The 22,501-nt window shown below is 68.9% G+C and carries 21 protein-coding genes and 1 pseudogene; 14 read left to right on the top strand and 8 right to left on the bottom strand.

Going from position 1 to position 22,501, the window contains the following annotated elements; translation table 11 throughout:
• Positions 1–60: 60 nt before the first annotated feature.
• From qcrB to ctaE, 4 genes are all read right to left on the bottom strand, one after another.
• The gene (qcrB, locus tag K0O62_RS17840; RefSeq protein WP_073854104.1) at positions 61–1,701 is read right to left on the bottom strand and encodes a cytochrome bc1 complex cytochrome b subunit; all 1,641 of its coding nucleotides are present in this window, start codon (positions 1,699–1,701) and stop codon (positions 61–63) included.
• Entirely contained in the window at positions 1,698–2,894 is a 1,197-nt protein-coding gene (gene qcrA / locus K0O62_RS17835; protein ID WP_073854106.1) for a cytochrome bc1 complex Rieske iron-sulfur subunit, read from the bottom strand. Before qcrA ends, qcrB begins: the two co-directional genes overlap by 4 nt.
• The gene (gene qcrC / locus K0O62_RS17830) at positions 2,891–3,703 is read right to left on the bottom strand and encodes a cytochrome bc1 complex diheme cytochrome c subunit (RefSeq protein WP_073854421.1); all 813 of its coding nucleotides are present in this window, start codon (positions 3,701–3,703) and stop codon (positions 2,891–2,893) included. Before qcrC ends, qcrA begins: the two co-directional genes overlap by 4 nt.
• A 74-nt stretch (positions 3,704–3,777) precedes the next feature.
• A complete protein-coding gene (gene ctaE / locus K0O62_RS17825) occupies positions 3,778–4,389 on the bottom strand; it encodes an aa3-type cytochrome oxidase subunit III (RefSeq protein WP_073854108.1) in 612 nt (203 codons plus the stop codon).
• Positions 4,390–4,541: 152 nt separating this feature from the next.
• Here ctaE and trpD point away from each other — a divergent pair, with 152 nt between their 5' ends.
• Positions 4,542–5,594: an anthranilate phosphoribosyltransferase gene (trpD, locus tag K0O62_RS17820; protein ID WP_073854110.1), complete on the top strand. Its 1,053-nt coding sequence runs from the start codon at positions 4,542–4,544 to the stop codon at positions 5,592–5,594.
• Position 5,595: 1 nt separating this feature from the next.
• Here trpD and K0O62_RS17815 read toward each other — a convergent pair whose 3' ends face one another.
• On the bottom strand, positions 5,596–7,428 hold the full coding sequence (locus K0O62_RS17815) for a DEDD exonuclease domain-containing protein (RefSeq protein ID WP_083603685.1): 1,833 nt from the start codon (positions 7,426–7,428) through the stop codon (positions 5,596–5,598).
• Between the two features lie 118 nt (positions 7,429–7,546).
• On the opposite strand from K0O62_RS17815, the gene K0O62_RS17810 reads away from it, so the two are divergent.
• From K0O62_RS17810 to K0O62_RS17795, 4 genes are all read left to right on the top strand, one after another.
• Complete coding sequence (locus tag K0O62_RS17810) at positions 7,547–7,810, top strand: hypothetical protein (RefSeq protein WP_073854114.1); 264 nt, start codon at positions 7,547–7,549, stop codon at positions 7,808–7,810.
• A 164-nt stretch (positions 7,811–7,974) separates the two neighbouring features.
• Complete coding sequence (gene ripC, locus K0O62_RS17805) at positions 7,975–9,117, top strand: peptidoglycan hydrolase RipC (RefSeq protein WP_073854116.1); 1,143 nt, start codon at positions 7,975–7,977, stop codon at positions 9,115–9,117.
• Between the two features lie 4 nt (positions 9,118–9,121).
• Positions 9,122–9,916 carry a basic secretory protein-like protein gene (locus K0O62_RS17800; protein WP_073854118.1) on the top strand — a complete coding sequence of 265 codons (795 nt, stop codon included), beginning with the start codon at positions 9,122–9,124 and terminating at the stop codon, positions 9,914–9,916.
• Between the two features lie 52 nt (positions 9,917–9,968).
• The gene (locus K0O62_RS17795; RefSeq protein ID WP_073854120.1) at positions 9,969–11,117 is read left to right on the top strand and encodes a glycosyltransferase family 4 protein; all 1,149 of its coding nucleotides are present in this window, start codon (positions 9,969–9,971) and stop codon (positions 11,115–11,117) included.
• 16 nt (positions 11,118–11,133) lie between these two features.
• On the opposite strand, the pseudogene K0O62_RS17790 reads toward K0O62_RS17795, so the two are convergent.
• Positions 11,134–12,928 (bottom strand): annotated as a pseudogene (locus tag K0O62_RS17790) (AMP-dependent synthetase/ligase).
• 120 nt (positions 12,929–13,048) lie between these two features.
• On the opposite strand from K0O62_RS17790, the gene K0O62_RS17785 reads away from it, so the two are divergent.
• The 5 genes from K0O62_RS17785 (at position 13,049) to K0O62_RS17765 (ending at position 16,430) form a co-directional block, all read left to right on the top strand.
• Positions 13,049–13,426, top strand: coding sequence for a polyketide cyclase / dehydrase and lipid transport (locus K0O62_RS17785; protein ID WP_073854124.1), 378 nt, complete (start codon positions 13,049–13,051; stop codon positions 13,424–13,426).
• Between the two features lie 41 nt (positions 13,427–13,467).
• Entirely contained in the window at positions 13,468–13,911 is a 444-nt protein-coding gene (locus K0O62_RS17780; RefSeq protein ID WP_073854423.1) for an SRPBCC family protein, read from the top strand.
• Positions 13,908–15,188: an ArsA family ATPase gene (locus tag K0O62_RS17775; protein ID WP_073854425.1), complete on the top strand. Its 1,281-nt coding sequence runs from the start codon at positions 13,908–13,910 to the stop codon at positions 15,186–15,188. The genes K0O62_RS17780 and K0O62_RS17775 overlap by 4 nt, the downstream gene beginning before the upstream one ends.
• Before the next feature lie 13 nt (positions 15,189–15,201).
• Positions 15,202–15,570 carry a hypothetical protein gene (locus K0O62_RS17770; RefSeq protein ID WP_073854126.1) on the top strand — a complete coding sequence of 123 codons (369 nt, stop codon included), beginning with the start codon at positions 15,202–15,204 and terminating at the stop codon, positions 15,568–15,570.
• 134 nt (positions 15,571–15,704) lie between these two features.
• Positions 15,705–16,430, top strand: a complete 726-nt coding sequence (locus K0O62_RS17765) for a lysophospholipid acyltransferase family protein (RefSeq protein WP_073854128.1) — start codon at positions 15,705–15,707, stop codon at positions 16,428–16,430.
• Positions 16,431–16,436: 6 nt separating this feature from the next.
• Here the strand turns inward: K0O62_RS17765 and K0O62_RS17760 are convergent, their stop codons facing one another.
• Entirely contained in the window at positions 16,437–17,750 is a 1,314-nt protein-coding gene (locus K0O62_RS17760; protein WP_079244343.1) for a glycosyltransferase 87 family protein, read from the bottom strand.
• A gap of 96 nt (positions 17,751–17,846) precedes the next feature.
• On the opposite strand from K0O62_RS17760, the gene K0O62_RS17755 reads away from it, so the two are divergent.
• The 3 genes from K0O62_RS17755 (at position 17,847) to K0O62_RS17745 (ending at position 20,709) form a co-directional block, all read left to right on the top strand.
• On the top strand, positions 17,847–18,719 hold the full coding sequence (locus tag K0O62_RS17755; RefSeq protein WP_165636938.1) for a hypothetical protein: 873 nt from the start codon (positions 17,847–17,849) through the stop codon (positions 18,717–18,719).
• 1 nt (position 18,720) lies between these two features.
• On the top strand, positions 18,721–19,221 hold the full coding sequence (locus K0O62_RS17750; protein WP_073854134.1) for a polyadenylate-specific 3'-exoribonuclease AS: 501 nt from the start codon (positions 18,721–18,723) through the stop codon (positions 19,219–19,221).
• 66 nt (positions 19,222–19,287) lie between these two features.
• Positions 19,288–20,709 (top strand): class II 3-deoxy-7-phosphoheptulonate synthase, encoded by a 1,422-nt coding sequence (locus tag K0O62_RS17745; protein WP_073854136.1) that lies wholly within the window; start codon positions 19,288–19,290, stop codon positions 20,707–20,709.
• Between the two features lie 67 nt (positions 20,710–20,776).
• On the opposite strand, the gene K0O62_RS17740 is transcribed toward K0O62_RS17745, so the two are convergent.
• Positions 20,777–22,036, bottom strand: a complete 1,260-nt coding sequence (locus tag K0O62_RS17740) for a protein kinase domain-containing protein (protein WP_073854138.1) — start codon at positions 22,034–22,036, stop codon at positions 20,777–20,779.
• 56 nt (positions 22,037–22,092) lie between these two features.
• Between K0O62_RS17740 and K0O62_RS17735 the strand changes: the two genes are divergently transcribed.
• Positions 22,093–22,494 carry an Rv2175c family DNA-binding protein gene (locus K0O62_RS17735; RefSeq protein ID WP_073854140.1) on the top strand — a complete coding sequence of 134 codons (402 nt, stop codon included), beginning with the start codon at positions 22,093–22,095 and terminating at the stop codon, positions 22,492–22,494.
• The last annotated feature ends 7 nt before the right edge of the window (positions 22,495–22,501 follow it).

Here is a 22,501-nt window from a genome sequence, read left to right as displayed (position 1 = left end):
GCCCGGAAACCAAGAAGGCCCGCGCAGCATGGCTGCGCGGGCCTCCTGGCGATCCACGGACTAGTGGTGCCCGTTGGATCCGTTCGTTCCCTCGGTTCCCTGGTACTCGCTGAGCACCGCGATCGCCTTGTGCTCGGCGGCATGTGCCGCCTCGGCGAGTGCTTCGTGCTCTTCGATCGGATCGGGGAACAGGAAGCTGCCGCTGCCCGGTTCGCCCGCGGAGCCGAGCTTGTTCATCCGCTTGGGCAGTGGTGCGCCCTGGTACTCCAGCGGAATCGGATGCCCATGCTCGTCGACCGGGCCGAGCGGCTGGTGCAGCTCGATGTAGGCACCGTGCGGAAGCCGCGTGATGATGCCCGTCTCGATGCCGTGCTCCAGCACCGCACGGTCGCTGCGCTGCAGGCTGATCGCCCACCGGTAGGTGATGTAGTAGACGATCATCGGCAGCACGACCATGCCGATACGGCCGATCCAGGTCGTCGCGTTCAGCGAGATGTGGAACTTCAGCGCGATGATGTCGTTCATGCACATGAAGGTCATGAGCAGGTAGAACGCGATCGCGGCGGCACCCACAGCGGTACGTGTCGGTGCGTCACGGGGACGCTGCAACAGGTTGTGGTGCGCATCGTCGCCGGTGAGCTTCTTCTCGATGAAGGGGTAGGCGATCAGCAGGCCGAAGACCAGACCCATGCCCAGCGCCACCCACACCGACTGCGGGATCGTGTAGTTGCCGATGTAGAACTCCCAGGCCGGCCAGGTACGGGCCAGGCCGTCGGTCCACATCATGTAGAAGTCCGGCTGGCTACCCGCCGAGATCTGCGAGGGCTTGTACGGGCCGAGCACCCAGATCGGGTTGATCTGCAGCAGACCGCCCATCAGGCCGAGCAGGCCGGTGATGAGGGCGAAGAACGCGCCCGACTTCACCGCGAACACCGGCATGACGCGCACGCCGACGACGTTCTTCTCGGTCCGGCCGGGGCCGGGGAACTGGGTGTGCTTCTGGAACCACACCAGCGCCATGTGGGCGCCGATGAGCGCCAGCATGATTCCCGGGATCAGCAGGATGTGCAGGGCGTACAACCGCGGGATGATGATCTCGCCCGGGAAGTCACCGCCGAACAGGGCCCAGTGCAGCCAGGTGCCGATGACCGGCATGCCCAGGGTGATCGAGGAGAACGCGGCACGCAGGCCGGTGCCCGAGAGCAGATCGTCGGGCAGCGAGTAACCGAAGTAACCCTCGAACATCGCCAGGATCAGCAGCAGCGAGCCGATGACCCAGTTGGCCTCACGCGGCCGGCGGAACGCGCCGGTGAAGAAGATGCGCGCCAGGTGCACCATGATCGACGCCGCGAACAGCAGCGCCGCCCAGTGGTGGATCTGGCGGACGAACAGGCCGCCGCGCACCTCGAAGCTGATCTCCAGCGCCGATTCGTAGGCCCGCGACATCTGCACACCGCGTAGCGGTTGGTACACGCCCTCGTAGGTCACGTGCGCCATCGACGGATCGAAGAACAGCGTCAGCCACACACCCGTGATCAACAGGATGATGAAGCTGTACAGCGCGATCTCACCCAGCAGGAAGGACCAGTGGGTGGGGAAGACCTTGTTCAGGACTCCGCGGCGTACGGCGGCGGACGGGTGATACCGGGAGTCGATCGCGTCGCCCTGCTTGGCTGCGATTTCTCCGAGCTTGGGACTCATGATTTGCGCTCCCAGAATGCCGGTCCGACGGGTTCGATGAAGTCGCCGTTGGCGACCAGGTAGCCGTCCTTGTCAATGGTGATGGGCAGCTGTGCCAGTGCGCGGGCCGCCGGGCCGAAGATCGGCCGGGCGAAATGCAGTGCGTCGAACTGCGACTGGTGGCACGGGCACAGAATGCGGTAGGTCTGCTGCTCGTACAGCGAGGACGGGCAGCCCAGGTGCGAGCAGACCTTCGTGTAGGCGAACAGCTCGCCGAAGTTGAAGCTCTCCTGGCCCTGCCGCTTGACGACCTTCTTCATGTCCTGCGGCTTGATGCGGATCAGCATCACCGGGTTGCGGACGCCCATCGCCACCTCGAACAGGTGGTGGCTGGACTCCACGGTGGTCCCGTCGCCGTCGGATTCGCGCCACGGGAACACCGTCTCCATACCGCCGGCGTCGATGTCCTCGGGGCGCATCTTCACGAAGGGCGATTCGCCGGGGATACCGGTCGCGCGGGCCAGGTAAATGGTCTCGCCGTGGAACCGCGGGGTCCACCCGGAGGTCCACAGCACGGCCTTCTTGCCGTCGGCCGTCGGCACGACGGGCTTCCACGGGTTCTTGATCAGACCGCCCATGAAGGCCACCAGGGTGCCCAGGCCGAACGCACCGAGGCCGATGCCCATCGACAGGCCGATCAGCTTGCGCCGCTTGATGGTCGAACCCTCAAGCGCATCGGTCAGGTTCGCGACGATGGTCTTGCGGTGGATCTCCGCGGAGGCGCCGTCGTGGCGGTCCTGGATGGTGATCTCTTCGGGGATGAACTTCTTCTGGAAGAGCACCGCGCCGATACCGATGCACAGGATCGACATGCCGAAGGTGAAGCCGTACAGCGGGGTGGCCAGCGTGTAGAGGCGCTCGCCTTCCTCGCCGTAGGGGACGTGCTCCCACGGCCAGAACAGGAAGACCAGCAGCAGTGCCAGGCCGAAGAAGCCACCGGCCAGCAGCCAGTAGGCGACGGTGCGGGAAGCCCGCTTCTCGGCCTTGGTGCCCTCGACCGGCCACCGCGGTTCCTTGTAGACGACCTCGACACCGTCGAGCTTGCCGCCCAGGGCCAGCAGTTCTTCGCGTGACATCTCCGCCAGTTCGGCGTCGGTGGGCTGCCCGGGCACTGCGGCGCCCGAGGTGTCACTGCCCTTGACGTCCCCGCTCATGCGCGAGCTCCGATCCACAACGTCATGGCGACGGCAGCGACCATCCCGATGATCCAGATGGCCATGCCTTCGGTGGTGGGTCCGAATCCGCCGAGGCCGTAGCCGCCCGGATCCGGGGTGTTGGCCGCTTCGGACACGTAGGTCACGATGTCGGCCTTCTCCTCGGGGGAGAGCTGACGATCGGAGAACTTCGGCATGTTCTGCGGGCCGGTGAGCATGGCCGTGTAGACCTGTGCGGGCACCTTGGCGGCCTCGCCGAGGTCCGGTGCGTACTTACCGGAGGACAGCGCGCCGCCCTTACCGGTGAAGTTGTGGCACGAGGCGCAGTTCAGCCGGAACAGGTCGCCACCGCGGGCGACGTCGCCGGAGAGCAGCGACGCATCGGCGATGTGGCCGTTGGCCTCACGAGGGACGACGGGTCCGCCGCCGTTGGCCTGCACGTAGGCGCCCAGCGCATCGGTCTGGTGCTCGTCGAACACCGGAGCCTTGCGCGGTGCCTGAGCCTCGCCACGCATGGCGGGCATACGGCCGGTGGAGACCTGGAAGTACACGGCGGCCTCGCCGGTGCCGATCAGGCTCGGACCACGGTCGGGAACACCCTGCAGGTTGGCGCCGTGGCAGCTGATGCACGAGGTCTCGAACAGCTGCTCGCCGGTGCGCAACAGGGCGGACTGCGACTCGTCGGCCACCGCGACCTGCGGGGTGGGCGTCAGGGTGGCGGCGGTGACGCCTGCGGCAGACAGTCCGAGCAGCAGCAGTACCGCCGCGGACAGTCGCCGGCGTAACCGGCGGCGAGACTTGCTGGTCATCGAACCCCTTCTCATGGCGTGACTTTCACCGGACACATCGGCGGAGCCGATCGTCCGACGCATCGGCTTGCCGATCATCGGACGAAGTAGATGACGGCGAACAGAGCGATCCACACGATGTCGACGAAGTGCCAGTAGTACGACACCACGATCGCGGCGGTCGCCTGGGCAGGCGTGAACTTGGACATCCTGGTGCGGATGAGCAGGAAGACGAAGGCGACCAGACCGCCGATCACGTGCAGGCCGTGGAAACCGGTGGCCAGATAGAACACCGACCCGTAGGCACTGCCCGGAATGGTGGTGCCGTGCTGCACGAGGTGGACGTATTCGTAGGCCTGACCGAGAACGAAGAACGTCCCCATCAACAGCGTGATCACGTACCACCGGCGCAGCCCGAACACGTCGCCGCGCTCGGCGGCGAACACGCCCATCTGGCAGGTGAAAGAAGAAGCGATCAGCACCGCGGTCACCGGTACGGCAAGCCACAGGTTGAGCTCAGTCGGCTCGGGCGGCCATGCGCCCTGCGCCTGAGCCCGCGCAGTGAAGTACATCGCGAAGAGTCCAGCAAAGAACATCAGTTCACTGGAAAGCCACACGATGGTGCCAACACTGACCATATTCGGTCGGTTCAGCGAATGTACGCGGGAGGTGATCGCGGTCCCGGAAGTCCCAACAGCGCTCGTCACAGGAGCAAGTATGACGCTTTGTAGTTGATTAACTCCACCCGGGTTCGTAATTGAGTTGAAACGTGTCCTGGTATTGACTGCGTACGGCCTCGGTTCGGGCCGCGGCAGAGCGATAGCATCACGGCGTGTCATCCGCCGAGAACGCATCCGAAATGTCCAGCACCTGGCCGAAGATTCTGGGCCGCCTCACCACTCATCAGGATCTGGGGCGTGGCCAGGCTGCATGGGCGATGGACCAGATCATGACCGGGACGGCGACTCCCGCGCAGATCTCCGGCTTCGCGGTCGCGATGCGGATGAAGCGGCCGACCTCCGCGGAGGTCACCGAACTGGCCGACACGATGCTCAAGCACGCCCGCCGCATCCCGGCCGCCGCGATCGGCACCGACGCTGTCGACATCGTCGGCACCGGCGGCGACGGATCGAACACCGTCAACCTGTCCACGATGGCCTCGATCGTGACCGCCGCCGCGGGCGTGCCGGTGATCAAGCACGGCAACCGGGCGGCATCCTCGCTGTCCGGTGGCGCCGACACCCTGGAGGCACTCGGGGTCCGCATCGACCTCGGGCCCGACGAGGTGGCCCGCAGCGTCGCCGAGGTGGGTATCGGGTTCGCCTTCGCGCCTCAGTTCCACCCCTCTTACCGGCACGCGTCGGTGGTGCGTCGCGAGATCGGGGTGCCGACGGTCTTCAATCTGCTCGGTCCGTTGACGAACCCGGCGGCTCCGCGGGCCGGATTGATCGGTTGCGCGTGGGGGGACCTCGCCGAGGTGATGGCTGGGGTGTTCGCCGCCCGCGGCGCCAGCGTGCTGGTGGTGCACGGCGACGACGGCCTCGACGAACTGACCACCACGACCACCAGCACGATCTGGCGGGTGCAGGCCGGCACGGTGGAACGGCTGACGCTGGACCCGGCGGCCTTCGGTTTCCGGCGCGCCGACCTGAGCGAGTTGGTGGGCGGGGACGCCGAGGCCAACGCCGCCTCGGTGCGCGCGGTGCTGGGCGGCGCGAAGGGCCCGGTGCGCGACGCCGTGGTGCTCAACGCCGCCGGTGCGATGGTCGCGTACGCCGGGCTCTCCGGCGACGCGAAGTGGGTTCCGGCCTGGGAGTCCGGTTTGGCCCGTGCCGCCGACGCGATCGATTCCGGTGCGGCAGAACGACTTCTGGCGAACTGGGTGCGATTCACCCAGAAGGCGGCCAGCTGACTCAGACCGCCTCGGCGTGCGGCCGGCGCGGCCGGCGCACGCCGTAGCGGTCGTCGAGATCGTCTGCGGCACTGTCCAAGTCGGTATCAGACCGGCGGGCGGCCAGCCGGGCCGAGCGGGCGGTGGCCGCCCATTCCACCCACCGGGCCGCACAGCCGACCGGGCTGGCATAGCCGGGTTCGGCGCTCACGATTCGCACGCCCGGACCGGTCAACCACCGGGTGATCAGTGCCGTCTCCTCCACCAGTGCGCCGCCGAGCGGTGCCTGGGCGGGCAGGATCGTCTGTGCCGCAGCCGTGATGGCTTCGACGACGGGCATCGGTGGGACACCACGGCGGGCGCACCCGGCGGCCGCCAGCTGCCCGTGCCGGATGACGGCCAGCTCCCAGCCGCCGCGCCCGTCCGGTCGCGCCGCGATCAGTTCGTCCACCGCGGCCAGCGCCTGCAGCCGCTGCCCGCGCCAGGTCGTCTCCACCGCCGCCGCGGTGTGGTCGCGCAGCCGGGCCGCGGTCTCGTAGCGGTGCAGGCCGGCGAGTTCCTCGATCTCGCCCAGCACCGTGGCGAAGGCGGAACTGTCGGTGCCGTCGATGAGCGCGGCGGCCCGGCGCGGTGCGCTCGCATACTGCGCCATATCGAGCCCGTGGGGTGCGGGGCAGGGGGAGAGTTCGCGTTCCTCGCAGACATGACGGGCGCTGCGGGCCAGCCGCGCGGTACAGGTCCGCACCCCGGTACCGCGGGCCAGCACGTCGACGGTGCCGACCGCGTCCGCGCGGGAGGTGAACGGGCCGATCGCGTGCCGGCTGCGGGGCGCGCGCACGATCGAGAACCGGGGGAACGCCTCGTCGGTCAGCGTGATCCACCACCACCGGCGGGGGAACTTGGACCGGCGGTTGTACGGCGGGGCGTGCGCGGCCAGTAGCCGGAGTTCGCGTACCCCGGCCTCCAGTTCATGCGCGCACTCGACATGGTCGACCCGGGTGGCCAATGCCACCATCTCCTTCATCCGGGTGCGCGGGTCCGCGCCGGTGAAGTACTGGCCGACCCGGCGGCGCAGATCCACCGCGGTGCCGATGTAGAGCGCCTCGTCGCCGGGACCGCGGAACAGGTACACACCGGGTACCGACGGCACGCCGTCGGCCAGATGCCGCTTGCGTCGCTGCGGGGCGGCCGCGTCGGGGAGGTAGGCCCGCAACTCGGGGTAGGTGCGCACCCCCTGGTTGCCCACCCGCTCGATGAGCCCGTGCAGGACGTCGACGGTGGCGCGGGCATCGTCGAGCGCCCGGTGGGTGGGCGTGGTGGAGGCGCCGAACAGTCGCGCGAGCGCCGAGAGCTTCACGCTGGGCGCCTCGTCGCGGGTCAACACCCGGCGCGCCAGCTTCACCGTGCACAGCACCTGCGGCCGCGGCCAGGGCAGGCCGAGTCGCTGGGCGGCGGCCCGCAGGAATCCGATGTCGAATCCGGCGTTGTGCGCGACGAGAACCGCGCCCCGGGAGAACTCCAGGAACGCCGGCAGCACGCTGTCGATCCGGGGTGCGTCGTAGACCATCGCCGAGGTGATCCCGGTCAGCGCGACGATCTGCGGCGGAATGCTGCGGCCCGGATCGACCAGGGTGCCCAGTTCGCCGAGCACCACACCGCCGCGGATCTTGACCGCCCCGATCTCGGTGATGGCGTCGTGGTCGCTGCCGCCGGGGGTGCTGGCGGTGGCGCGCCCACCGGTGGTCTCCAGATCGACCACCACGAAGGTGGTGTCGGCCAGCGGCAGACCGGCGAGTGGGTCACCATCGGCGAAGCCGCCGGACGGGTCCACGTCGCCAAAGCTCAGCTGCTGCACGTCCGAGACGTTAGGCGCCGGGACCGACACGGCGCGGATCGTGCCGTGTCGCTCTCATCCGGGCGTGTCGGTACCCGTCGTTACGGTGCGGGGGATACCGAGAACGAGAGGACGAACGATGAACGAGGAACAGGCCCCCCGGCATCAACCCGGCGAACGGCTGGACACCGGCTCCGTGGTGATCGATTGCGACGACTGCGCCGTGCGTGGCCCGGGGTGCCAGGACTGCGTGGTCAGCGTTCTGCTCGGTGTCCCGCAAACGTTGCTGGATGACGAGCGGCAGGCGCTGGAGGTGCTTGCCGAGGTCGGGCTCGCACCGCGGCTGCGGCTCGTTCCGATCCATCGGGATGAGCGTCGGGATGGTAGAACTGGAGTGGCATGAGGACACGCGGGTGACCTCCAGCAACGCTGAGAAGCGGCGCGTCTATTCCGGGCAGCTGTTAAATTCACGTCTTCCGTTGGACAAGCCCGATGCCATTTCGTAACCTGTTCGAGACCTGATAGCGACTCGTCGCGGCAGAAGCGCAGCTGTAAGGACGCAATATCTTGAGGCCTGATCGCACACACCGACGTATGAGTGGCGTCCGGCGACCTTTGATCGGTGCGATGGCAGGTCTCACGATATTCGGCGGCATGCTGGCCACCAGTGTGCAGGCCGACCCGGCCGACGATGCGCTGGCGAAGCTCAACGAGCTCTCCCACCAGGCCGAGATCGCCACCGAGAACATGCACGCCGCCCAGCTGGATCTGGACAACAAGCTGGCCGCGCAGCGCGCCGCCGAGGAGAAGCACGCCGCCGACACCGCCGCGGTGAATGCCGCCCGGGCCGATCTGGCTAAGTTCCAGAGCTCCGTGGACAAGATCGCCGCCGCGCAGTACATGGGCGGGCGCACCGACGGCCTGGACTCCATGCTGACCGCCAGCTCGCCACAGGTGCTGATCGACCAGCTCGCGGTGCAGCGCGTGATGGCCACCGAGATGTCGACCCAGATGCAGAACTTCCGCAACACCACGGTGCGGGCCGCCCACGCCGAGTCGGCCTCGGCGCAGTCCGCCGCCAACGCCAAGACCGCGGCCGAGCAGGCCGCCGCGGTGCGCGCGGACCTGCAGGCAAAGCAAAGCAAACTGCAGGTCGAGATCGCCGTCGTCAAGTCGCAGTACGAGCTGCTGACACCAGCCCAGCGGGAGACGCTGGCGGCCATCCCGCCGGTGCCCGCGACGATCCCGTTGCCGGGCCCCGAAGCGTTGCCGAACAACGATCCCAGCGTGCTGGCCGCCCCGCCGGAAGGCATCCCGCCCGGCGATATGGCTCCGCCGGAGGCCGCGCCCGTGGCCCCCGGCTCCGGACCGGCCGTGGTGGCCATGCAGGCCGCGCTGACCCGGATCGGATCGCCCTATTCGTGGGGTGCGGAGGGCCCGGGTGCGTTCGACTGCTCCGGTCTGGTGAAGTGGGCCTTCCAGCAGGCCGGCATCTCGCTGCCGCACTCCAGCTACGCCCAGGCCGCCGGCGGCCAACCGGTCTCCACCGACCAGATGCAGCCCGGTGACGTGGTGTCCTATTACTCGGATGCCTCGCACGTCGGCATCTACATCGGTGACGGCATGATGGTGCACGCCTCGACCTTCGGGAAGCCCGTCGTGGTCGCCCCGGTCAACAACGCACCCATCTACAACGTCCGTCGGTACTGAGTCGGTGCGCCTGCTGGGCGCACTCTCCGTGGTGGTCCTGCTGGCCGGTTGTGCCGCAACCCCGACCCTGACCCCGGAGTCGTCGAGTCCGCCCACCACGACAACCGCCACCACGACAACCGCCAGCATCAGCATCGAGCTGCCCGACGGGCGCACCGCGCAGCTGCGCGGTCTCGGCGGCGCGCACGCCACGCAGCTGATCGATCGCATCACCGCCGAACTGCCCGCCGCCGCGGCCGCGGTCTCCGACTTCTGGGGCCCGGACTGGCCGCGCGAGATCGCGGTGGTGGTGACCGGCTCCGAGGAACAGTTCGGTGCCCTCGCCCACGCCGGCAGCGACATCGCCGCGGCCACCACCGCCGAGGGCATGGTGTTCGCCCCGGGCGCGGCGAAGATGAGCGACGACGCACTGCGGATCGTGGTGCGCCATGAGCTTTTTCACTACGCGGCCCGCGCCCGCACGGTCGCCGACGCGCCGCTGTGGCTGACCGAGGGAGTCGCCGACTACGTGGCCCGGCCGGCCACCGCGGTGCCCGGCCAGCAGCGGGCGGCCGAACTGGCCCGGCTGCCGTCGGACACCGACCTGCAGACCGCGGGTGCGGCGCGCTCCCTGGGTTACGACCGGGCCTGGTGGTTCAGCCGCTACATCGCCGACCGCTACGGACCGGGGACCCTGCGCGAGCTGTATCTGCGCGCGGCGGGGCCGGGACACCCGGATGTGGCGACGGCCGTCCGGGACACCCTGGGCGCCGGGATCGACGAGGTGGTGGTGCAGTGGCGGCAGTGGATGAACGGATAGCGTCATCGCCAGCCGCGGCGCCGGCCGCCATGCACCGTAGTGAGGAGCGCAGATGACCCGGGTGCTGTTGGTGACCAACGACTTCCCGCCCCGCCGCGGCGGGATCCAGTCCTATCTGGAGGCCTTCGTCGGTCAACTCGCAGCCGGTGAGCACGATCTGACGGTGTACGCGCCGAAGTGGAAGGGCGCGTCGGTTTACGATCGCGACGCGGGCTACCGGGTGGTGCGGCACCCGACCACGCTGATGGTGCCGGAACCGACGGTCGCCAACCGGATGCGCGCCCTCATCGCCGAACACGACATCGAGACGGTGTGGTTCGGTGCGGCCGCGCCGCTGGCCCTGCTGGCGCCGTTGGCCCGCAGCGCCGGGGCGTCGCGCGTGCTGGCCAGCACACACGGCCACGAAGTGGGCTGGTCGATGCTGCCGGTGGCGCGGAATGCGCTGCGCCACATCGGCGATCACACCGATGTGGTGACCTACGTGAGCAGCTACACCCGCGGCCGGTTCGCGGCGGCCTTCGGTCCGCAGGCCTGCCTGGAACGACTGTCACCGGGCGTGGACATCGACCGGTTCACCCCGGATCCCGCCGCCCGGGCGGCGTTGCGGGGCCGGTACGGGCTGGGGGACCGGCCGGTGGTGGTGTGCCTGTCGCGGCTGGTGCCGCGCAAGGGCCAGGACATGCTGATCCGCGGTCTCGACCGGATCCGGCAGCGGGTACCCGGCGCCGCGCTGGTGATCGTCGGGGGCGGACCGTACCGGGAGAGCCTGCAGAAGCTGGCGCGGCGCTGCGGCGTCGCCGACGACGTGCTGTTCACCGGCAGCGTGCCGGGCGAGGAACTGGCCGCCCATCATGCGATGGCCGACGTGTTCGCCATGCCGTGCCGGACCCGCGGCGCCGGTCTGGACGTCGAGGGCCTGGGCATCGTGTTCCTGGAGGCCTCGGCGTGCGGGGTGCCGGTGGTGGCCGGCCGCTCCGGGGGCGCACCGGAGACGGTTCGCGAGGGGGAGACCGGCCGGGTGGTCGACGGCACCGATGTCGACGAGATCGTCACCGCCGTCGGCGATCTGCTCGCCGACCCGGACACCGCCGCCCGGATGGGTGCGGCGGGCCGGGCGTGGGTGGTCGAGAACTGGCAGTGGCGCACCCAGGGCGAGCGCCTGAACAGGCTGCTGACCGATGGCGGCAGCGGTCAGGCGTAGCGGTCGGGAGTACCGGTCAGGAGTAGATCGCCGCGATGTGGTCGGCGAACTTCTCCACGACCACCTTGCGCTTGACCTTGAGCGTCGGCGTGAGCTCGCCGGTGTCCTCGGTGAAGTCGACCGGCAGGATGCGGAAGGTGCGGATGGCCTCGGCCTTGGACACCGGCCTTGGACACCGCCAGGTTGGCGTCCCTGACCGCCAGTTCGATCTCGCCGACCAGGTCCGGATCCTGGGCCAGCTCCTCGACCGAGGAGCCGCCGTTCTTGCCGTTGCGCTGCTTCCAGCTGACGAAGGCCTCCGGATCGATGGTGATCAGTGCGGCGATGAAGGGTTGCGCGTCGCCGACCGCCATCGCCTGGCTGATCAGCGGATGCGCCCGCAGCCTGTCCTCCAGCACGGCCGGGGCGACGTTCTTCCCGCCGGCGGTGACGATGATCTCCTTCTTGCGCCCGATGATCGTCAGGAAGCCGTCCGCATCGATGGCGCCGAGGTCGCCGGTGTGGAACCAGCCGTCGGTGAAGGCGTCCCTGGTGGCTTCCTCGTTCTGCCAGTAGCCGCCGAACACCACGCCGCCGCGGACCAGCAGTTCGTTGTCGTCACCGAGCTTCATGCTGTTGCCGGGCAACAACTTTCCGACCGAACCGACCTTGATCGCCCCGACCTGGTTGACGGTGATGGCGGCGCTGGTCTCGGTGAGGCCGTAGCCCTCGTAGATGGTCAGCCCGACACCGCGGTAGAAGTGCCCGAGCCGGGCGCCCAGCGGGGCGCCCCCGGAGATGGCGGCGTGGCAGTCGCCGCCGAGCGCGGCGCGCAGCTTGCCGTAGACCAGCTTGTCGAACAGCGCGTGCTTGGCCTTGAGCAGCAGGCCGGGTCCACCCGTGTCCAGGGCCTTGCTGTACTCGATCGCGGTGTCCGCGGCGAGTGCGAAGATGCGGCCCTTCCCGCCGTCGATGGCGTTCTGGTCGGCGGTGTTGTAGACCTTCTCGAACACCCGCGGCACCGACACCACCAGGGTCGGCTTGAACACCCCGAAGGTCGGGACCAGGTTCTTGATGTCGCTGGTGAAGCCGAGGGTGACCTTGTTGGCGAAGGCCGCGATGGTGATCGCCCGGGCCAGCACGTGGGCCAGCGGCAGGAACACCAGCATCTTCTCGCCCTTGGCCAGATGGGTCGGGAAGCAGGCCTTGGCGCCGCGCATCTCCGAGAGCAGGTTGGCGTGGGTCAGCTGGCAGCCCTTCGGCAGTCCGGTGGTACCCGAGGTGTAGATCAGGGTGGCCGGGTCCGAGGACTTGGTGGCGGCGATCCGGGCGTCCAGTTCGGCCGGGTCGACACCGGCGCCGGTCTCGGCGAACGCGTCGAGCGCCTCCACGCGCAGCACGGTGCGCAGGTTGGGCAGCGTGTCCCTGATCTGCTCGACGATGGCGGCGTGGCCGTCGGTCTCGGCAAAGACCAGCACCGCCGACGAGTTGTCCAACACGTGGCGGACCTGCTCGGCTGCCGATGTCTCGTAGATGGGCACGGTGACCGCGCCGACTGACAGGATGGCGAAGTCGATGATCGGCCATTCGTAACGGGTGGCGGACAGGATGGCGACCCGGTCGCCGACCTGTACACCCTGGGCGATCAATCCCAAAGCCACCGAGCGGATCTGGGCGGCTGCCTGCGCGCAGGTGACATCGGTCCAGTTGCCGTCGACCACACGCTGGAAGATCACATGGTCGGGATCCTGCCGCTCGTGTGAGTACACCGAGCTGACGACGCTGTCGTACTCGGCGATCTCGAACGACGCCGGAACGGTGAACTCACGCACGATCTTGGCCCCTCGGGTGGTCGATTGGATCTTCTCCCGCGACAGCCTAGTCGGCGGCCACGTCGGCCAGGTCACAGTGCGGTCATTGGTCCGCGAGGCCATGTGTGAAGCTAGACGGTGATGAACAGCGTCCAGATCGCCGATGAGACTTTTGTATGCGCCGACCCGGTCGATGTCGGGCAGGCCGTCGCCGACGTCGCCAGTTGGCGACGCTGGTGGCCGGACCTGCGTTTGACGGTGGTCGAGGACCGCGGCCCGGCCGGCCAGCGCTGGACCGTCGCCGGAGCGCTGACCGGGACCATGGAGGTCTGGCTGCAGCCGGTGATGGACGGCGTCATCCTGCATTACTTCCTGCACGCCGAGCCGCCCGGTGATCCGGCGCGGCTCGACCTGGCGAAGCTCAACCACAGCCGCCGGGTGGCAGGGAAGAGGATGTCCTTCGAGATCAAGACGCGGCTGGAGGCGGCCCGTCCGGTCGGGGTGTCACGCCTGACCTGATGGTGAGCAGGCCCGTCGGGGGTGCGGGTAGATTTCGTGACGTGGCGGAGAAGACGGCGCAGACGATCTACATCGAGGCCGATCCCTCGGCGGTGATGGACGTCATCGCCGACATCGGTGCCTATCCGGACTGGGTCGCGGAGTACACCGAGGCCGAGGTGCTCGACACCGACGGTGCGGGCAATCCGAAGACGGCCCGGCTGGTGCTGGATGCCGCGGTGCTCAAAGACACCATGGTGCTCGCATACCTTTGGGCCGACGACCGCCGATCGGTCACCTGGACGCTGGTGTCCAGCTCGCTGTTGCGTGCGCTGGAAGGCGCATACCGGTTGTCTCCCAAGGGCTCTGGCACCGAGGTCACCTACGAGCTCTCCGTCGATCTGATCATTCCGATGATCGGTCTGCTGAAACGGAAGGCCGAACGGCGGCTGACGGACACCGCACTCAAGGACCTCAAGAAGCGAGTCGAGGTGGGGGTGCACTGAATTCCGAGCAAGCGCCCGCCCGGATCAACCTGTTCGTCGGCAAGGGCGGGGTAGGCAAGTCCACGTTGGCGACAGCCACCGCTGTGCGTGATGCGCGCAGCGGTCTGCGGGTGCTCATCGTGTCCACCGACCAGGCGCACTCCACCGGCGATGTGCTGGGCGTCAGCGTCGTCCCGACCGGACGGCGTGAGCCGACCCGGGTGTTCGCCGATCTGGATATCGGGGGCGGTGACGGTGGCCGTGCCGGATCCGGGGGATCGCTGGACGCACTCGCCCTGGACACGCTGGCCCTGCTGGAGGTCCGGTGGCGGGAGATCGCCGGCATCCTGGAGGAGAAGTTCCCCCAGTCCGAGCTGGGAACCGTTGCCCCCGAAGAGCTGTCGGCCCTACCGGGGATCCAGGAGGTGCTCGGCCTGCATGAGGTGGCCGAGCTCGCCGAGTCCGGTGAGTGGGACCACGTGGTGGTGGACTGCGCATCCACCGCGGACGCCCTGCGGATGCTCACCCTGCCCGCCACCTTCGGGCTCTACCTGGAGCGGGCCTGGCCGCGGTACCGGCGTCTCGGGCAGCCGCCCGCCGATCCGGCCTCGGCGGCCATGCTGGCCCTGCTGGAGCGGGTGGCCGACGGCACCGAACGGCTGTCGGCCCTGCTCGCGGACGCGTCACGGGTCGGTGCGCACCTGGTGCTCACCGCCGAGCGGGTGGTCGCCGCCGAAGCGGCCCGGACGCTGGGTGCGCTGACGCTGATGGGCGTGCCGGTCGCGGAATTGCTGGTCAATCAGATTCTGGTGCAGGACGACTCGTTCGAGTACCAGAACCTGCCCGCTCATCCGGCGTTCGACTGGTACTCCGAACGGATTGCCGAGCAGCAGGTGGTGCTCGACGAGCTGGATTCGGCCATCGGTGACGTCAAGCTGGTGTTGGTGCCGCATCTGCCGGGTGAACCGATCGGGCCCAAGGCGCTCGGCGAGCTGCTCGAGGCCGCCCGGTTGCGTGACGGTTCCCCGCCGCCTGCGCCGCTGCGGCCGGTGGTGGACCGGGAGTCCGGAACCGGTCTCGATGCCGTCTACCGGATGCGGTTAGAGTTGCCGCAGGTCGACCCCGGTGCATTGACGCTCGGCCGGGTCGACGATGACCTCATCATCGGCTCCGGCGGGATGCGGCGGCGGGTTCGGCTGGCGTCGGTCTTGCGGCGCTGCATCGTGTTCGACGCACAATTTCGGGGCGGGGAATTGACAGTACGTTTCAGACCGGATCCAGCAGTGTGGCCCAAATGACGGGGGCCCAGGCATGAGCACCCACTCCGAGATCCCACCGGAGCTGCGGCAATTGGCCCAGGCCATCCTGGACAAACTCGACCCCGCGGTGCGACTGGCCGCCGCGCGGGCGACCTCCGACGGCGCGGGCCCCGGCCCGTGCCAGCAGGTGTGGTGCCCGGTCTGCGCGCTCGCGGCGCTGGTCAACGGGGAACAGCACCCGCTGCTCACGGTGGTCGCCGAACACAGTGTCGCGCTGCTGACGGTGATCCGGGCGATGGTCGGCGACCCCGCCGATACCGCGGCCCCGCAGCCGCCACCACCGCCGCCGGCTTCAGACGGCGGTACGCCGCCGAACGGGGGCAGCCGCTACGAGCAGATCCCGGTGACCTTCGACGAGTAGGCCGCAGCCCGACAGCGCCGCGGAAGAGACGGGGTCGATCCGCTCGACTCTCTGTGGTCGCACCCACCGCGGCTGGGTAGAGTTGACCCCGTCCGGCCCGGTCCTGGTCCCCGGGTGGCGTCGCAGGAGGGTCCATGTGGTTCTGGTTCTACAAGTACATCTTGATGGGCCCGTTGCTGACCCTGTTGGGCCGGCCGAAAGTGCAAGGGCTGGAGTATGTTCCGGACTCGGGCGCGGTCATTCTGGCCAGTAACCATCTGGCCGTCGCGGACAGTTTCTACCTCCCGCTGGTGGTCAAGCGCCGGATCACCTTCCTGGCAAAGGCCGAGTACTTCACCGGCACCGGTCTCAAGGGCAAGCTGACGAAGTTCTTCTACACCTCGACCAACCAGGTGCCGATCGACCGCACCGATGCGGATTCCGCGCAGGCAGCCTTGACCACGGCGCAGCGCATCCTCGGCGAGGGCAAGCTGCTCGGGATGTACCCGGAGGGCACCCGCTCGCCGGACGGCCGGCTCTACAAGGGCAAGACCGGGCTGGCCCGGGTCGCCCTGGAGAGCGGTATCCCGGTCATCCCGGTCGCCATGGTCGGCACCGACGTCGTCAACCCGCCCGGCAGCAGGATGTGGCACTTCGGCCGGGTCGAGGTGCGGTTCGGCAAGCCGATGGACTTCAGCCGGTTCGAGGGGCTGGCCGGCAACCGGTTCATCGAGCGGGCCGTCATCGACGAGGTGATGTACGAGCTCATGCAGCTGTCCGGCCAGGAGTACGTCGACCTGTACGCCGCAGATCTCAAGCAGCAGGCCGAGAAGGCCGCCGCCGTCACCGCCAAGGCCGCCGTCACCGCCAAGGCGGGATAGCGCCGGTCAGTTCGCCGCGGGCAGCGCGTCGGCGGGTTTCTCGCGCCCGGCCCGGTTCCGCCTGCCGGGCAGCAGGCCCGCCGCGACGATCATCAGCAGCGCCCACCACAGATACGAGCCGCCGGCCAACCGGCGCCACAGCGTCGCAGCCGTCTCCTGGTGTGCGGGCATCAGGGTGATCGGCGTCCAGATCGTCAGCGCCAATCCCGCCAGACCGACGAGGACCAGCGCCAGGTTGCGGTGCCGAACCCCGAGCACCAGGGCGACCACCACGGCCGGCAGCACCCACACCCAGTGATGCGACCAGGACACCGGGGACACCGCCAGGCCGAACATCGCCACGCAGACCAGGGCCAGCACTGCCTCGTCGCCATCGGGTCCACCGGCCCGGAGCAGCCGGTGGCCGGCCCACACCGTCAGACCCAGAACCGCGAAGCACAGCGCGACCCACAGCAGGAAGCGCGCGTCCTCGCCGGCGCCGAGCCTGGCCAGCATGCCGGAGATGTTCTGGTTGGTGTTCAGCGTCGCGGACCCGATCCGGTCGGTATCCCGCAGCGTCTCGGTCCAGTACACCCAGGAGTCCCGCCAGGCCAGCGCGAACCCGAGCAACGTGGCCCCGGCCGCCGACGCCGTCGTCACCAGCAGTGCGCGGATGTCGCGGCGCAGCAGGAAGTACAGCAGGAACACCGCCGGGGTCAGCTTCACCGCGATGGCCAGGCCGAGCAGCAGCCCGCGCGGCCAGGGCGTGCGACGCGGGACGCAGTCGGCGATCACCAGCGTCATCAGCACCACGTTGATCTGGCCGAAATCGAAATTGGCCCGGATGGGTTCGAGGAACACCACCGCCGGCGCCACCAGCGCGACAGCCAGCCACAGCCGGCGGGCCCAGGCCGGCGCGCGCAGCGACGAGGTCTCCCACACCCGCAGCCGGGTCAACACGATGTGGGTCGACACGATCAGCAGCACCAGCGTCGTCACGGTGATCGCCGCGCTCGCCGCGGGCAACGACAGCCAGGCGAACGGGGCGAACGCGACGGCCGCCAGCGGCGGATAGGTGAACGGCAGGTCCAGGCCCGCCTGAGTCTCGAAGACGGTGGCGTCGTTGTACAGCTCGGTCCCGTCCAGCCAGGCCCGCCCGCCCATCCGGTACACGTCGATGTCGATGCGGTAGATCGCCTGGCCGAGCAGGCGCCAGCCCGCCCACGCCAGCAGCGCCAGGGTGGCCAGCTGGAACAGCCGCCATGCCACCAACTGTCCCGCGCCGGCCCGCTCAAGGACCGATCGCCCACCAGCCCCGACGGGCGAACTCCGAATCCTCATGTCGCCGACCAGCCTATCGGGGGCGGGCGACGCGGCGGACGGCACACACCGGCTGATACCGGCCGATGGGTGCTCAGCGGCGTATCTTTTGCGACCGTGCACCTGAACGTCGGACTGGACTTCGTCACCAGTGACCGCCTACCGCTGCTGTGTTGCCTGATCGCGTTCATCCTGACGTTCTTCGTTACCCGTCTCATCGTCCGCTATATCCGCAGCCATCCGAGCACCGGTGCGCCGCGCAGGTGGTGGCAGCCCCGGAACCTGTCGGTGGGTGGTGGCGTACACCTGCACCACGTGGTCTTCGGCGTCATCCTGGTGATGGTGTCCGGGGTGACGATGGTGACCCTGGCGGTCAACGGGGGAGTGGCGGAGTTCACCGTCGCGGCAGTCCTTTTCGGTATGGGCGCGGCCCTGGTGCTCGACGAGTTCGCGCTGATCCTGCACCTGCAGGACGTGTACTGGGCCGAGGACGGCCGCACCTCGGTGGACGCCGTGTTCGTGGCGATCGCCGTCGCGGGTCTGCTCATCCTCGGGTTCAACCCGCTGTCCTTCTTCGATATCGACATCTGGCGGGCCGACGACACCCTGGAGGCACGCGCGGCCGTGATCGTGACGGCCGTGCTCACCCTCGCGCTGGCGGTGGTGGTGCTGATGAAGGGCAAGGTGTGGACCGGCCTGGTGGGCATGTTCATCACCCCGCTGCTGTTCATCGGCGCAATCCGGTTGTCGCGGCCGCACGCGCCGTGGGCCCGCTGGCGTTATACGATGCGACCTCGCAAGATGCACAAGGCGCTGGAACGGGAACGCCGGTTGCGCAGACCGGTGGTGCAGGCGAAGTTGTGGGTTCAGCACATCGTCGCGGGCGAGCCGCATTTCCCGGACGATGCCAAGGTCGACGAGGAACTGGACCGCGAGATTCACGCTGCTCCGGCGCCCGCTGTGCCTGCAGAAACCGAGGGAGCCCGCTGAAGTGCGTTATTTCTACGACACCGAGTTCATCGACAACGGTCGCACCATCGAGCTCATCTCGATCGGTGTGGCCGCCGAGGACGGTCGCGAATATTACGCCATCTCAACGGAATTCGATCCGGAGCGGGCGGGGAGCTGGGTGCGCAAGAATGTGCTGCCCAAACTGCCGTCGCCGTCGTCGAAGCTGTGGCGCTCGCGCCGCCAGATCCGCAGCGAGCTCGAGGACTTCTTCGACATCGACGGCGACGAGCCGATCGAACTGTGGGCCTGGGTGGGCGCCTACGACCACGTGGTGCTGTGCCAGCTGTGGGGGCCGATGACCGATCTGCCGCCGGCGATACCCCGGTTCACCCGCGAGTTGCGCCAGTTCTGGGAGGACAAGGGCTCACCGCGGATGCCACCGCGCCCCCGGGACGCGCACGATGCGCTGGTCGACGCCCGGCACAACCTGCGCCGCTACGAGCTGATGACCGACCAGGGGGACTGGGCGGTGCGCTCCTGAGGGTGACCCGCTGAGCTGCGGGTATGGCCGGTAAATCGGCGGAGGTCGCGCGGTTACCATGGAGCGGTGAACTGGACCGTCGACGTGCCCATCGACCAGCTGCCCGCACTTCCGCCGCTGCCCGTGGATCTGCGCAAGCGTCTTGACGCCGCCCTGGCCAAGCCGGCGCTGCAGCAGCCCAGCTGGGACCCCGATCAGGCCAAGGCCATGCGCACCGTGCTGGAGAGCGTCCCGCCGATCACGGTGGCCTCCGAGGTCGAGAAGCTCAAGACCCAGCTGGCCGCCGTCGCCCGGGGCGAGGCGTTCCTGCTGCAGGGCGGCGACTGCGCCGAGACGTTCGTGGACAACACCGAGCCGCACATCCGGGCCAATATCCGGACCCTGCTGCAGATGGCCGTGGTGCTGACCTACGGCTCCAGCATGCCGGTGGTCAAGGTCGCGCGGATCGCGGGCCAGTACGCCAAGCCCCGTTCCTCGGACACCGATGCGCTCGGCCTGAAGTCCTACCGCGGGGACATGGTGAACGGTTTCGCGCCGGACGCCTCCGTCCGCGATCACGACCCGTCCCGACTGGTACGCGCGTACGCGAACGCCAGTGCGGCGATGAACCTGGTCCGCGCGCTGACCTCGTCGGGGCTCGCGTCGCTGCACCAGGTGCACGACTGGAACCGCGAGTTCGTGCGCACCTCACCGGCCGGAGCCCGCTATGAGGCGCTGGCCGGCGAGATCGACCGCGGCATGAAGTTCATGACCGCCTGCGGGGTCAACGACCGCAACCTGGACACCGCCGAGATCTTCGCCAGCCACGAGGCGCTGGTGCTCGACTACGAACGCGCCATGCTGCGGATGGACACCGGATCCTCGCCGGTCGACGCCGCCGATGCCGCGGCGGCCGCCACCGACCCGAAGCTCTATGACCTGTCGGCGCACTACCTTTGGATCGGGGAGCGCACCCGCCAGATCGACGGTGCCCACGTGGCGCTGGCCGAGGTGATCGCCAACCCGATCGGTATCAAGATCGGGCCGACCACCTCACCGGAGCTGGCCGTCGAGTATGTCGAGCGCCTCGACCCGCGCAACGAGGCCGGCCGGTTGACCCTGATCAGCCGGATGGGCAACCAGAAGGTACGCGATGTGCTGCCCGCCATCATCGAGAAGGTCGAAGCGTCCGGGCACCAGGTGATCTGGCAGTGCGATCCGATGCACGGCAACACCCACGAGTCGTCCACCGGCTACAAGACGCGGCACTTCGACCGCATCGTCGACGAGGTGCAGGGCTTCTTCGAGGTGCACCGCGCGCTGGGCACGCATCCCGGCGGCATCCACGTCGAGATCACCGGGGAGAACGTCACCGAATGTCTCGGTGGCGCCCAGGACATCTCGGACTCCGATCTGTCCGGCCGCTACGAGACGGCCTGCGATCCACGGCTGAACACCCAGCAGTCCCTGGAGCTGGCGTTCCTGGTCGCGGAGATGCTCCGCGATTGAGCGCTGCGGAGATGCTCCGCGATTGAGCACCGCGGAGATGCTCCGCGACTAGCCCTGGGCTCAGACGTCAGAGCAGCGTGTGCAGGTTGTTGCCCAACGTCCAGCCGCCGGCGGCCGCCAGTCCGGCCAGGATCAGCACAACGACCACCCAGGCCAGCAGGGCACGCCTGCTGCGCTGCCGGGCCCAGTGGAACTCGTCGATGTCGATACCGGCGAATTGTGATGCGGCGGGGTGGTATTCGAGCTCGTCATCGTGGTGGCCGAAATCGGCGACCGGTTCCGGCTGGTGCTGCCACTCGGCGGGGGTGAAGACCCGGGTATCGCGGTGGGATTGTGTCGGGCGCACGTCGGTGGTGGGGGCCGACCCGACCCGGCTGTGGAATGCGGTGGCGGCACGGTGTTGTGCCGACTGCTGGGGTGCGGGTACCCGGAACGGCGGCAGCCCGAGTTCGTCGACCAGATCGGCGAGTGCGGCGCCGAGGGCGTCGGCGTCGGCGAATCGGGCGCCCGGATCACGGTCGGTGGCCCGGCGCACCAGTTCGTCGAACTGCGGGGGTACCCCGGCGATCGCCGAACTCGGCGGCGGCACATCGTGGTCCATCCGCTGGTAGGCCACCGACAGCGCGGTGTCCCCGGTGAACGGGGTGCGTCCGGTGAGCAGTTCGTAGGCCAGGATCCCCACCGCGTACACGTCGCTGCGCGGGTCCGATTCCCCGGAGGCGACCTGCTCGGGGGACAGGTAGGCCGCGGTGCCCAGGATCACGCTGGTGGAGGTGATGCCCGCCTCGGCGACCGCGCGCACCAGCCCGAAGTCGGCGATCTTGACCTCACCGGCATCCGAGATCAGCACGTTCTCCGGCTTCACGTCGCGGTGCACCAGCCCCGCGGCATGCGCCACCGCCAGCCCGTTGCAGATCGGCAGCAGCACCGCGGCGGCCGCGTGCGGCGGCATCGGCCCGCGTTCGCGCAGTAACTCGCGCAGGGTGCCGCCCTCGACCAATTCCATGACCAGGAAGGGCGGGTGCCCGGGCGTGGATCCATCTGAGTAGGCGGCTCCGCCGCCCTGGTCGTACACCGCGACCAGGCCTTCGCCCTTGAGTCGGGCCACCGCCTTGGCCTCGCGCTGGAACCGGGCCAGGAACTGGCTGTCCCCGGAATACCGGGCATCCATCACCTTGAGCGCTACCGGGCGGTCCAGTCGGGTGTCCAGTCCGCGGTACACCGTCGACATCCCACCGGTGGCGATCACGGCGTCGACGCGGTAACGCCCCTCCAGCGCGGTGCCGACGAGCGGGTCCGGACGCTGGTAGGTCTCCACCGCAGACATGGTACGGATCGCGGCGTCGTACTCCGGGCGGGATCCGGGCAGCCTAGAATCTGTCCGTGAGCATTCCGGCGGCCAAAGACATCCTCGATCCCGACGAAGCGGTTCTCGACCTGTCGGAGGTGTCGAAGCTACTCGGCGTCTCGGTCAGCAAGGTGCACCAGCACCTGCGCGATGGGCATCTGATGGCGGTGCGCCGCAACGGCTCCATCGTCGTGCCGAAGGTGTTCTTCGACGAGAACGGCGGTGTGGTGAAACCGCTTCCGGGGCTGCTGGTCGTGCTCAGGGACGGCGGCTTCGACACCACCGAGGCGATGCGCTGGCTGTTCACCCCGGATCCGTCGCTGACGTTGAGCCGCGACGGCAGCACCGAACAGCTGGAGAACGCCCGGCCGGTGGACGCCCTGCGCTCACATCAGGCCCGTGAGGTGATCCGCCGGGCCCAGGCTTCGGCTTACTAGACCGCCA

The organism is Mycolicibacterium diernhoferi (assembly GCF_019456655.1).
GTDB classification, from domain to species: Bacteria; Actinomycetota; Actinomycetes; order Mycobacteriales; family Mycobacteriaceae; genus Mycobacterium; species Mycobacterium diernhoferi.
This window is presented reverse-complemented; position numbering and strand designations above follow the sequence as displayed.